A 13,439-nucleotide genomic window follows, 5' to 3' on the forward strand; every position below is an offset into this window, starting at 1 on the left:
CAGCTTCACCGCTCACCTCCTACGACCTTGCCCAGCGCGACCGCACCCAACTGGCGATACTTCTCTCCTGCGTGCTGGAGCAACTCTTGGGTAATGGTGAGATACACAAGCGTCGAGTTGATGTCCCGGTGTCCCATGTACGTGGCTAAATAAGGTAAATATGGCTGAGGATTGATGCCTTGTCGATACCAGGCCAACATACGATGAACGACAAAGGCATGGCGCAGGTCGTGAATGCGTGGTCCAGCCTTACCCTGCTTGGGTTTGATACCAGAGTGACGAAGAACGCAAACCAGCATCTTCTCTGTCATGACGTAGGAGTACCGACTGGCTCCCCTGTTGTGCCAATGCCAGAACAATCCGTCCGATGGAGTAATCGGTGCTCCGGCTTTCCGGCGAGCCTCGATGTAAGAGCGCAGTACCCTGGCCGCGCTTTGAGAAAGTGGCAAACGCCTTGTCTTAAAAAACTTGGTTTCACAAACCTCGATGGTCCCCGTTTCTAAGTCAACATGACCCAGATTCAAACGCACGATTTCGCCCAAGCGGAGGCCAGCACAATAGGCCAGCACGAGCATGGTGTAAATCGTGAGGGGTCGTAATGGGCATCGTGGTGAAGGAAAGGTACGGGCCGCCTCCAGGATGCGATGGAGCTCCGATTCGCTGAGGATGTATGGCCGCCGGTAGCGTTGCTTGGCCCTGCGCTCGATCCATCGATCCCAGGAAATGACTTTACTGTTCGGGTCGATTCGCAAAAGCGCTTTGGAAAGTACTCTGCCGATTTTTAGGCAGTGGAACGCATGCTCTGGATTGGGGTTTGCCTTCGTCCATTCGCGGATCATCACGGACAAGGGCTGTGCAGCAAGATCATTCCGGCTTTGAAGAAATCGGTCCAACCGCAGCATGTCTCTCTCCTGCACGTCGTAGCGATACCCCATCGCCCTCATCAGGGCCAGGTGCTCACGCATGAGGCAACCGAGAAAGCTCCCGAATCGTGGTGCTGGCCGCAAGGCCTCAAGAGATGCTGCGGGATCAGGACTCAACAGTGCCCGCACTACGGGTGTTGTCGCCCGCTGACCATACTTTTTTCTCAATGTGGCCAGCGGATTTTCCGGCGGCCCACCGTTCTGTACGGCCCAGTCGAGATAACGATCGACCAGACGAGCGCGATGAGCGACCAGGTGAAAAGGCCATACACTGAATCTGGCCTTGAGCCATTCCCGTAGCACCTTCTCCGTGAGCCGAGTATTTTTCACTCTCTTGGTCACGAAACGATAGAACTCGTTGAGAATGGTGCGATAGACGTGAGGGGAAAGGGGATGGCGTAGGTTCAACTGTTGTACGTAGTCGCGAGGTGTGGCTGCACGCCAGGGCCAGGTTTCTTTCATGCCCTCACCTCCGTCGGAATCTCCAAGGCGATTGCGCGCAAATCGTCCACGGCCAGCTTCAGGTAAATCATCGTTGAGGTAACGGAGCGATGGCCCAACACATCGCCTATCTCTTTCAATGGAACTCTCGCACGGAGCATGCTGACCGCTCGTGTGTGGCGAAAAGCATGGGGCCCACGCCTCCCCGAAGTGACAACGCCAGCAGTGTCCAGCCGTTTGCGAACAATGTTGTAGAGGCCAGCCCCTGTTGGAAACGGTCGATAAGGAGCACGGGTTCGAATGAAGATCTGCCGAAAGGAAGTCTTCGGTCGGGCTTTCTGCAGATACTTGAGAATCGCGTTTCCCACCTCGGGCATTAGCGGGAGGTATGAAGTAGCTCCTGTCTTAGCGTGATGTAGGCGAATGACCTCCTTGCGCCAATCGATATCATCCAGGCGGAGAGCCACGATCTCGCCGGCGCGCATACCGTACTGAGAAAGCAGCATCAGAATCGCGTGGTCTCGGATGCCTTTTGCTGTAGCATCTTGCCGCGCAGCAGCAAGGATCCTTTTCGTATCCTCAAATCGCAGTGCTGATGGAATACTTGCAAAAGCGTACATTGAAGGTCCGATGACTGCCGTGGAGAGATCACGATTTGTTTGGCTGATCGAGTGCAGCCAGCGGAGAAAAATCCGTAGCCAGTCCGTCGCTGCTTTGATGGATGACCGACGCCACCCATGCGCTCTTTCCTTCAGGTATCTGTCCACATGGTTCACTTTGAGGGCAGCTAAACCTAAGCGGTTGGTGCGCAACCAGGTGAGAAAACGGCACGCCTCCTTGCGCCGGTCAGAGATAGTCGCAGGAGCTAATCCACGAACGTCAATCATCCAACGGACATATTGTTCGCAGAGCTGATGCTGAAACTTCTCGATCCGGCTAAGCAGTTTTGGATTTGGTGGCCATTGACCGTGAGCGAACTTCAGGAATTTACCAATCGGGTTGGTATAACCGGCTCGCCAGTTAAAGGGCAAACGCCTATACCGGTGCCGCAATCTTCGCAGCACGAGTTGCAAATATCTATCGACATGCGTGGGCCGCACGGAATCCAGTTCGATGTGCCGCTTCTGAAGAAAGGCCAGGAACTCGCTGACACGCGGGACGTAGTACTTCATCGTTCCGCTGGCAAACCGTTCGTTTGTTAGGTGAGCGTTGAATTGCGCGAGCCACTCGCCGTGACTCAAGTTTCGAAGTGACATGTGCACCTCCTGGGTGACATGTCAGCTTCGCACGGCCCAAATTATGCGAAGGAGATTGGAGCCCCATGCCCGCATTTCTAGCCTGCCGGGGTTTTCCTTTCCATAACGGCGTCCTTACCATAATGCAGAGTATTTTTAGCTTGGCGGCACGGCCCATGGCGAGGCCGTGAACAGAAGAGAAACTCAGCGGGCCGTGCCGGTGAGCTAAAAATGTATTGGGCTAAACCGATGAAGGATGCACGCGCTATGGGTTTTGAAGGATGGTTGGATGTGGCCACCGGGAGAAAAATTGGTATTGAGGACCGAAAAACAAGTTGGCGGCATGTGAATGTCTGGTTCGGCACGCCCACTGGGACGATGACTGCTTGGTGCCGTCCTGATCAGAACCCATGACAGTTGCCGTGAAGCAACACTGCTCCTTCGCCTCGAAGGTTTCGAGTTGATGGACGGTTCGAGTTGAAATCGTAAACGGATGGATCATGATGTGTCCTGGACGATTGGCGATCCACGAACCTTTGGCAATTCCGCGACTCTGATCATCTGGCCTCGATGGCAAACCGGACATTCCCGCAGGGAGTGTCCGGTGAGACGTTCGTATCGATCACGATAGTCTTCGGTTACTGTGGGTTCGGAAGAATCCTGACGGGGAGGAACCATATTGAGAAGCCGGCGGCCATGCGCCAATTTCTCTTTGCGGTACCGGTTGCCAAGGAGCCCGTAGTAGCGGATGCGATGGAAGCCAACAGGTAGAACATGAAGCAGAAACCGCCGGATGAATTCCTCCGCTGCCAGGGTCATGGTTTTCTGCTGGTTGTCGCAGCGATAGTCACGCCACCTGAATGTCACGTGACCATCGTCGATATCCATGAGCCTATGATTGGAGATGGCGACACGGTGAGTGTAACGGCCGACGTAGTCGACCACTTGTTGAGGGCCACCGAACGGCGGCTTGGCGTAAACAACCCATTCCGTTTTCCGCGCCTCACCGAGGTAACGAGCAAAGACTTGTGGATCTCGTAATTCTTCCAGTGAAGCAAAGAACTGCAGCTTGCGGCGGTCGAACGCTTCCTGCAGGTACTTCAAGAACAGTCGGCGGAACAAACGGGACAGTACTCTTACCGGCAGGAAGAAACCGGGCCGGCAAGGAATCCAGCGGGTACCGTCGGGCGAGATGCCACCACCTGGGATAACACAGTGGAGATGGGGATGATGGAGCAGATTCTGTCCCCATGTGTGGAGCACGGCGAAGAAGCCGATCTCGGCGCCCAAGTGTTTCGGATCGGCGGCGATGATCGTCAAGGTTTCCGCAGTGGTTCGGAACAGGATGCTGTACACCAAATCCTTATTCTGATAAGCGATTGCGGCGATGTCTTCGGGAAGAGTGAAGACAACGTGAAAGTACGCGCAGTCCAGAACTTCGGCTTTTCGTTTTTCGACCCACTGGGCGCGGGCGAGCGATTGGCATTTCGGGCAGTGCCGATTGCGGCAGCTGTTGTAGCTGGGGCGTTCGTGATGACATGAGTCACATCGTTCGAGATGGCCGCCGAGAGTTGCAGTTCGACACACCTCGACTGCGGTCATGACACGCCGCTGTGCAGTGGAGAGCGACGCACCATGCTGCCAACGATAGGATTCACCATAGCGGCGAAAGACATCCGCCACTTCCAGTTTGGGGCGATCCATCCGGGCTAGCGATTAGAAATGCCGCGGCGGGGCGGGCTTGACCTCCATGGAAACAGGACGAGGTAGCAGATCGAGCGGGCTCGATGTCGAGCACACTTTGCTGGTCGCGATTTTGAGATATTTTGCGGTCGTAGACAGACTGCGATGCCCGAGTAGCAGTTGAATGGTGCGGATGTCAGTACCTTGTTCTAACAGGTGCACGGCGAAGGCGTGCCGCAGCGAGTGCGGGGTGATCGGTTTGGAAATCTTACAAATGCCGTGGGCCTGTTCGCATGCTTGTCCAACGGCGGACCGGGTGATGTGCTGACCGGGCATGTCACCTGGGAAGAGCCAGTGCCGTGGCCGTTCCACTCGCCACCAATCGCGCAACACCTCCAGGAGTTTTGGCGACAGCATCACGTACCGATCCTTCTTGCCCTTGCCTTGTTCGACACGCAGAACCATGCGCCTGCTGTCGATTGCGGGAGGCTGGAGAGCAACAGCCTCAGAGATGCGTAAGCCGGCTCCGTAACATGTCGTCAAGATGGCACGATGCTTTCTGCTTGCGACGGCGTCGAGGAACTGAATGACCTCTTCGGGGCTGAGAACGTTGGGGAGCGTCTGGGGTTTTTTCGGGGCCGGGATGATGTCCTGCAAGGACCATGTCTTCTTCAGGGTGACCTTATAGAGGAAACGTAGTGCCGCGACAGCGATAGTGATTGAACCTGGTGCCAGATTCCTTTCCGTCGTCAAGTACACCTGATACGTACGAATCTGGTCGGGTCCCAAAAGTTCTGGCGACTTGCCAAAGTGGCGTGCAAATAGTGAGACCTGTTGAATGTAGGAATCCTGGGTGTTGACAGCCAAATTGCGAATCTGCATGTCCTCGATCATGCGTTGCCGAAGAGATGTCATCGAAAAGCTCCTTTTGCGAAACAAGATTGCCGCCATGAGCAGCCATCTCATCTTTTCGCAAAGGAACTCACGCGAGAAGACACCAAAGAAGACAAAACTCAGGATCGACAGGCAAGCCCCTGTCCCCCAAAATCTGGAGACCGCACAAGTCGCCTGGCACCACCCATACCGCGCAGCGGTTTAGTCCAATCCAACTAATGTGGAGCTCCACATAAATTCTGAAATTTTACAATCCAATATCCGCCATCGGACGCCTGCATCAGGTGGGCCTGAGATCCTCCGCGCATCCGGCGAATGTGTTGCTGAGCGTAGAGTGTGCGATTGGTTTTGATTGCGCTGCCTAACATCTTTTATTCTCCTGTTCCGCCTAATGGCTGTTTTGTTCTTCACCAGGGCCGCGGAAGCGGGAACAAAACAGACACGAAGCGGACAGGAGTGAACGGAGTCCGAAGAAGGGTGGCAGGGCACGCCGGAAAGCGCGGTGCGTGACCAAACGGTTTTGGGGTATGTTTTGGCGCGATACCGGCGCTGCTGGCGCGACCGTCCGAGCCTCGGCAGTTTGAGGCGTCCACCCAAGCGGACGAAGTGGCAAGAGGCAGGGCAAACAATCAACTAAAACTCATGGCAGCACGGCGCGATTCAAGCTTGAAGGGTTGTGAGGTAGGTCCCAGATTAGCGGCACGTTGCGTCGGTGGACAGTTGAGATGATCCGGGCCTTATGCAACAAGGTCAGAATGCCTTTATTTGGTTAAGATTTGTAGGAGCAAAAAAATTGCAGCTTGCGGCGCAAGCTGCAATTTTTTTGCAAAATAAAAAGGGGGTACGCTCTGACACGCACCCCAGAGAATGATTTACTCGCTTGCAAACAAACAGCCATCACGGTTGAAACTATCGCGCAAGATTCGTCGAGTGTCCTTCAAAAGGTTTTTCACTTTGACTTTGTTTACACCCATGGCTTCAGCGATGCCGGCCAGATCGAGAATGGATCGCCTTCTCCGAATGTGCTTGTGGTGTGCTTTGTCGCCCCCTTGCTGGTAGTGATTCGTGTGCCTCAAGGCCTTTTCTGGCCCCAGAGCAGCAATGGTTTTGAGCACGCGGGCCTGTTCCTCCATGAGGTGCGGGAAGGTGGTTACCTGCTCCAGCAGATCGCGGGTAATGAGTTCCCGTTCAGCGGGATTTCGGTAACGGCCTCGAATGCGGTCAAACTTGGTAACATCTTCGACACCTTGGATATACCAATGCTCGTCACGCACACGAAACGGATTCATTGCGCCATGAACGATGGTCATCATGAGATAACGCCGGAACGCATTCGGAACGAAAGCCTGGATCGTGCGGTGAACTTCAAACATGTTCAAGAGATTTGAAACTGCTCCGTTGTACATGGCCTCAAGTTGCCAGTCCGTCGGGTGCGTAAATACCCGCTCTGCCTTGCGTTCCGCCATTCCTTGGGCCATGGGTAAGGCGCAGGCAAGAAAGATATTCAATGCTTGCGGGTCGTCGTGGTTGAGGTATGCGACTTCAGCAATCGTAATCCGCTGGTCGCGGTCGCGAAGGGCAAAGAGATGATTGCACATAGCTTCCATTTCATCCCCGCTAAGCGCGGGAATTTTCTTTGTGGTCAGCATCTCATCAACGGTTGCCAGTACAGGCGGCAGGAATGGTAACGCGGCGCTCATTAGTTCACCCCCTGCGCAGCATCGGCGGGCGCTGCAATCTCAGGGCTGATGGCTCCAAGAATGGCGGCGGCTGTACGATGGACAACGGCAAGGCTCTCAGCCAACAATCGGGAATCCCCGTAGAAGAGTTGGCAGTCGGAAAAATCGGTCTTGCTTTCGAGTCCAAGAGCCTCGCAAACCACGAAAGCGGCGGCGGTGGCTTCCTGCTGATGCAGGGCGCGGGTTACGAACGTCCGGCGCCTGATCGTGTAAAGCAGCTGGCTGGCTACTTCCCGCAACAAAACCGGGAGCCCTTCAGCCGGGGGCATATCGGGCAACAGGCGAATTTTCCCCCGGTAAGAGCTGCCCTTACTTGGTCTGATCCAATCCGCATATTCAATGGTCATGCCTTGCGCATGAGCAAAGGCGCTGAGTTTTTCCAGTTTCTCAGCCACATCAACGGGCTGGCGAGAATCCGGCAGTGGTTCTCCTCCGGTCTGCGAAACGTCGAAAACGTACACTCCACGAAAACCCAAAAGCTGAGTTTCGGACTGTTGCGTTGTTTCCTTTGGCGGTGTGGCGGCGGTTTTCTTCGCTCTCACAGCTTTCTTGCTGTTCTCCTCGGCCTGGCTCCCGTTCTGGATGGCGGGTTTGACTCCAAGCATCGGGGCAAAGATACGGATTCCCTTTTCACCGGGGCGGACGCTCCTGCCTAGATCATTCCAGCTACGCATTCCCTCAAGGTGTGTTGCCGTGGGTCGCTGTGCCGCGATTAGCAGGACGTTGCGGGCGCTGTAGGTGGGAAACTTCGCCATCGTTTGCAGATAGGTGAAAAGAGCCTCGCTGCGCCCTGACTGGATCGCCTCAGCCAAGCTGTTAACGCTGGCTTGGGCAAGTTGCCAACTGGTTGTAATTTGATTGTTCTGGATTGTGTTAAGCATTTTTTAGTTCTCCTCTTTTGTTTTTTTTGGTTCTCCGCCTTTTAGGCGAGAGGAGCACATTCGTTTCATAGAGGGCGAGGGTGAGCGGAGGGAGGCGCTGTCAATCTCCGAAGCGCAGCGCAGCCGGAACGGGCGCGGAAGCGAGTACGGCGCGGTTCTGGTTTGTGCGCCGCACGGAGCTGCACAAGCGGGATTGACAGAAGGAGCCGAACGTAGCTCCAGACTTCGCCATGAAACGGATGTGGAGTGCCAGAAGATCAGCTCCGCTGTTACCTAGAATTGGGGTTTTGAGCGAGCCGGTTTTTTACTGGCCGGATCGCGGATGCACGCAGCTAGTAAGTGGATGAGGTGTTTGGGCAGGGACCCGGAAGGCACTAAGTTGGCAGACGGATGCTGAGAATAAGGAAGGATTGAAGTAGCGGCCTTTGAGAATTAATGGGCGAGAGAGACGAAATGCTTTGTTTGTAAGCCGCATTTGAAGACGGATGTGTGGTGAAGAACGTCTCATTTTCTTGGGTTTCCAAACATAGTGACCCTGAGGATCCAATGGAGCTTTTCACTTCAACCTTTGCTAGCCCATGTTCGAAGTCATCGGTGTGTCAAACTGCGAGTGAATGACCACCATTCCGTTCTCATCTAGAAATGCGTTCTTACCGCAAGGTTGATCGGAGAAAACCGCGCGAGATTGGTCGCCCTACCGGACGATTTTTAGAACGTTTGACTCGTTTGGCTTAATGGCTAAGGTCCGGTGAATATCCATCTAATTGCAACTTCAAGGCAGAGGGAAACCCGGCTCGATTTCTCAATTCAGATCAAGCCGAATATCGCGTCCGCACTACACATTTGTCCGCGTTATACTTCACCGGTATATCAAAATGGGACTTCCGTATGGGCTTATCGTCAATGTGGGGCATACTCTCGCGCAACCGTAAGGCCGCCCTTGCACGAGCGCGTCACAAACTGGACAAGGCAGTGCGTTCGAATAGCGTTTCCCTTTCGGTCGGCGGGAAGGCTTGGACGTGCTACGAGAAGGCGCTGGTGGTCGCCATGAAATGCGGGAGCGATGCAGTTACGAGCCTGGTACTCGACTTTGACCTGAAATTCCCATCCGGTGTAGCTCCTGTGGACTCGCCCTTGCGCGAAGGGCTGACGATTCTTATGGCAAGCGAGCCTGTTCCGGACCAGATACTTGAGGCTGCTCACCGCTTAGCTCTTCGCCACGGCGATACAGCTCAGATTAGACGAATAGAACATCTTACTTGCCTCAATCTTGCCAGACGTGGCGAGAGTGACCGTTTGATCTCAAAGCTACTTGGCCGCGTCAAGTGCGGCCTGTTGGGAAAACAGGAGATCGAAGAGGTGACCTCCGTCTACCTAAGCGCCCACCGCTTCAACGTTGCATCCCCGTGGACCGGCTTCTTCGAACGACTTCCCCACGATCAACTCCCGCGTATTCACGAAGTTCATGCACTGCTAGGCCGGTTTTTTGACGCAGCCGAGATTGCGGAGCTGTACGGAGATTCCCGCGCCGCATTATGCTATCTCCTGCAGTGTCCGGGAACGGAAGCAGCGTGCCGGGCGGTCAGCCTGAGCGAGGGGCGGGTCCATGACCCTGAATTGGCAGCGAAAGCGTACCATCACGCCGGCGAAGCCTTCTACCAGGATGGAAACTACGCAACGGCGGCTGAGCACTTCCATAAAGCGAATGATCCACTGTGGCTGAGTGACTGTTATCTATTGATGGGCCGGATCCCTGATGCGGTCAAATGGCGCCCGGAAATCTCTCCGGCATGGTTGGCGAGAGTCCGAGAGAATGCCGACCAGATGCTCCGCGATTTTACCCAGCAAGGAGTGTTGTTAGAGGCGATTCGGCTCGTTCGCGGGACGGCCGAGTCATTGCGGACCAAAAAGCATGAGGAGTACATCCGCAGCGAAGCAGCGCGATTGGATGAGATTCTGAATAGCCTGGTTCGCACTGCACGCGCATCTTTGGCAGAGGAATCGCGAGGCGCGCCGCCGGGAGCAGATGTGTTTCGTCGCTGGAGCGCGATAGAAGAGGCGGCGGGCAATTTTCTGGAAGCAGGGATTCAAGCCGAGTCTGCACAAGACTATTTGAGTGCCACGTTGATGTTCGAAAAAGCAGGGGCGTTCGGACAAGCTCTACGCGCCTTCGACCGCTCCTCTCGAAGTGATCATCTTGAACGCCGGGCAGAGCTCCTTGAGCGGGGCGGTGATTTGCTCATGGCTGGCCTGATTTACGAACGCCTGGGGCAAGTGGAAAAAGCCATAGCCCTGTTTGAGCAGACAGGTGAATTCGCACGGGCGGCTAATTTGCTGCGGAGCCAACTGAGCGACGAAAGGGCTGCGCTTGACGACCGTTATTTGAAGCTGGCCGCCAACGCGGGCCGTGCTGAAGAGGTTGCACAGCTATGCTGGGACTGTGCCGGCAAGTCCTCCCTGCCGGGAGAACGCGTGCGCTTTCTCCGGCGGATTAAGTTCATAGTCGAACAGGGTTATGTTGGCGCGGCCTGGGCCGAGCGCGTGGAAGGCGAGATAGCTCAGATTGATGCAGCCGGACGATCCTTGTTTGCAAGTCGCGCCGTGGAGTGGGCAGATAAAGCTGCCAGAGATGTTCTAGGGGCATACGTGCAAGCGCTTGGGGTCGATCTTGGGACCAGCAACAGCGTAGTCGCTCTTTACCAGAAACAGCTCGGTCAACCAGAGATTGTGGAACTAGATGGGAAGCAGTTGATCCCGTCCACTTTCGCAATAGATGAGGCCGGACGGGAAATAGTCGGCGTTTCCGCGGCAGGCTGGTTGGGGAAATCACCGTTAGCTCTCGTAACAGAAGCGAAGCGGGAGATGGGAAGTGGGAGATCCTATAAAGCTGACCAGCGCATGTACCGGCCAGAGGAGATTTCGGCGCGAATTCTTCAATACGCACAGCAACGGGCCAGCGAGTACCTGCGCCGAAAAATCGCCGAACGCATGGCCGCACTGGCGAAGAGCGAGTTTCGCAAAGAAGTGCCGGAGGAGTGGATCTCGGATTACCTGCGAGAGCACCCGCCGGCAACCGTGTTTGTTCAGGCGGTAATCACAGTCCCGGCGCATTTTAACGAAGCTCAAAAACAGGCGACTCGGGCTGCTACGGAAGTTGCCGGCATTAAGTTGCTCCGGCTGATTCATGAACCAACAGCAGCCTGTTTGGCGCAACCACCCTGGAAATCGCAGGGCGAAGGAGTGCTGGTGATTGACTTGGGAGCAGGCACCTTCGATCTCTCTTTGGTACAGGCAGCGGAAGGCATTTATGAAGTTCAGCAAATTGTGGGGAATTCCCGCCTCGGAAGTTCTGATTTGGACAAAATTTTGTTCGAACACTTTCACAATGGGATCAAAGACTCCTGCGGCCACGAATTGGATAGATTGGGACAGAGGCGTCTACTTTCAGCCTGTGAAGAATTGAAAATTGAGCTGTCGCTTCGGAAGTCGTGGACGATTGACCTGCCAGGCTTGGTCAATAATCAGCCATTTCACATGGAATTAGCGCGAGAGGATCTGCTACGGTTAGCGAGGCCGTGGCTTGATGGCATAACTGCCACCTGTCGAAAGCTGAAAGCTAAACCGGCGCGACTGTTGCTCGTGGGCGGAGGCACTCTGATGCCGGCGGTGCGGGACTGCGTTCAGAGCGTGTATCACCTCGATCCCAGCCCGGGAGTAGATCCTCTTACCGCAGTAGCCCGCGGCGCTGCCATTCAGGCAGCAATTCTCGTGGGCGCAGTACGCGACATAGTTCTGCTGGATGTCACGCCATTCAGCCTCGGCATCAAGGCGCATGTGGGGACGGACAAATTTGAGTTCAGCAAGCTAATCCCCAAACATACAACAATTCCAACACGACGTTCGCAAACATATACGACCGTCATGGACAACCAGACAGTCGTCACCATCGATGTTTATCAAGGCGAGTCTTTTGATCCGAGTCAGAATTTCAAAATCGGCGAGTTCCGGCTCGAAGGACTGATCCCAGCAAAAGCCGGTGTACCCCAGATCCATGTGACTTTTGACATCGATGCAAACTGTCTCCTTACGATAACGGCGCGCGACCATGCCACTGGACGAGAATGCGGTATCAGCATCGCGGACTCGCACCTCTTTACTCCTGCGCAGATGGGCACGATGAAGGAGCGGCTTGAGAAGAATACGCGGGCAGAAGCGGCGACGCGATTACTGGCGCGCATTATATCTTCCATGACGGAAATGCTGGAGAACCCCGATATTGCTGCATTGTCCAAACTTCAGACCCATATACAGGACAAAGTCGCGGAATTGGAGCTGCATTTTTCCCGATATGCTCCCACGCGCTCAGATAATGAGGTCATACTCGATCTTTATCAACGACGCCATGGCTTGTCCGTCGAACTGCAATTACTCTTGGATAGGTGGTCATCATTGCAGCAGAGCTCAAGATCCTGGATCGCAGAGGCGTCCCATCCGCAGGTGGAGGGAGAGGCAAGCATTGAAGCCGCAAGACAGTCGCTTGAGGCTGGGGAAGCATTGTTACAGCGCCTGCAAACAAGCGTACAGACCGGCGCTGAGATAGCACAACAATTGCGCCACTGGATTGCTGTTTTAACTGATCTTCCGCTGAGCCCGGCCGGCGAACCTGAAGATATCATCGAGCATCTTCTTCAACGTTCGCGCTATGACGAGGCCCTGGAGGTCCTGCAACGGCTAGGCCGCCCCGTTAACTTGCGCCTAGCAGAATTGGGTCTTGAGATTTTCGCCAGGCGGCATGACCGAGATGGCTACGGTACTCTACTTAACGATAATGCCAGACTGCTCGGAGTAGAGAAACCGGATTTCTCCCGGTTGAATCAGTCGGTGCGCATCTATTCCGGTTCGGTGGTGCTGGTGCAATGCGAGACTGCGTCTGGGCGGAGCAGCGGAACCGGCTTTGCCATCAGCGGGCGCGAGATCGCGACCAATCGCCATGTGATATTGGCATCCGATGGCCGCTTGGCAGCTCCTGAGAAGATTTCCGTCACAACTAGCAGCGGCCAATGCCGCATCGCTGTCGTTCGAGTGCCGCGGGGCACGCATGATGACGTGGCAATCCTGCAGCTTTCGGAAGCGGAACCCGATTTGCGGCCCTTGCGGCTGGGATTTTCCGATCTTGTCGAATTAGGCGAGCGCATTCTCACCATCGGCTTTCCTGCACCCCGAGATTCCAATCATAAAGAGAACCTCTACTGCAACAGCGGCCTTGTTAACCGGATCATCAAGAGTGAATTATGCAGTGAGCGCGTCATCGAAGTGAGCATCGAGCTTCACGGCGGCATCAGTGGCGCTCCGATCTTGAATGAATTTGGGGAGGTGATTGGATTACTCACTTTCTCCCTGCAATGGGAAAGGGTGGCAGAGAGTGGCCATAGGGCGACGGAGCGCTCCCACTATGCAATACCAGTGGAAATTCTTCGACGTCTTTGGAAGTCAACGTGAATCTTTTCCCAGCGATCATATCGAGATTCTGGTCCACTGAAAGTTGATCCAGGCTTACAAAAACCAGGATTCTCTGGCCCAAGGTGTTCATTCGGTATACAAGTTCAAAAGTGCAGAATGGGTATGCTTGCAAGCCCTTGAAAT

The 13,439-nt window shown here is 54.8% G+C and carries 7 protein-coding genes; 1 reads left to right on the top strand and 6 read right to left on the bottom strand.

Going from position 1 to position 13,439, the window contains the following annotated elements:
- Positions 1 to 5: 5 nt before the first annotated feature.
- From LAO76_02825 to LAO76_02850, 6 genes are all read right to left on the bottom strand, one after another.
- Complete coding sequence (locus tag LAO76_02825) at positions 6 to 1,385, bottom strand: tyrosine-type recombinase/integrase (GenBank protein ID MBZ5489846.1); 1,380 nt, start codon at positions 1,383 to 1,385, stop codon at positions 6 to 8.
- Entirely contained in the window at positions 1,382 to 2,536 is a 1,155-nt protein-coding gene (locus LAO76_02830) for a site-specific integrase (protein MBZ5489847.1), read from the bottom strand. Before LAO76_02830 ends, LAO76_02825 begins: the two co-directional genes overlap by 4 nt.
- 561 nt (positions 2,537 to 3,097) lie before the next feature.
- Positions 3,098 to 4,303: an IS91 family transposase gene (locus LAO76_02835; protein ID MBZ5489848.1), complete on the bottom strand. Its 1,206-nt coding sequence runs from the start codon at positions 4,301 to 4,303 to the stop codon at positions 3,098 to 3,100.
- A 12-nt stretch (positions 4,304 to 4,315) separates the two neighbouring features.
- Positions 4,316 to 5,197: a site-specific integrase gene (locus LAO76_02840; GenBank protein ID MBZ5489849.1), complete on the bottom strand. Its 882-nt coding sequence runs from the start codon at positions 5,195 to 5,197 to the stop codon at positions 4,316 to 4,318.
- Positions 5,198 to 6,048: 851 nt separating this feature from the next.
- Positions 6,049 to 6,876, bottom strand: coding sequence for a hypothetical protein (locus LAO76_02845; GenBank protein MBZ5489850.1), 828 nt, complete (start codon positions 6,874 to 6,876; stop codon positions 6,049 to 6,051).
- A complete protein-coding gene (locus LAO76_02850) occupies positions 6,876 to 7,796 on the bottom strand; it encodes an ssDNA-binding domain-containing protein (GenBank protein MBZ5489851.1) in 921 nt (306 codons plus the stop codon). Before LAO76_02850 ends, LAO76_02845 begins: the two co-directional genes overlap by 1 nt.
- An 888-nt stretch (positions 7,797 to 8,684) precedes the next feature.
- Between LAO76_02850 and LAO76_02855 the strand changes: the two genes are divergently transcribed.
- On the top strand, positions 8,685 to 13,295 hold the full coding sequence (locus LAO76_02855; protein ID MBZ5489852.1) for an Hsp70 family protein: 4,611 nt from the start codon (positions 8,685 to 8,687) through the stop codon (positions 13,293 to 13,295).
- Positions 13,296 to 13,439 lie beyond the last annotated feature (144 nt).

Source organism: Terriglobia bacterium (assembly GCA_020072645.1).
GTDB lineage: Bacteria > Acidobacteriota > Terriglobia > Terriglobales > Acidobacteriaceae > Angelobacter.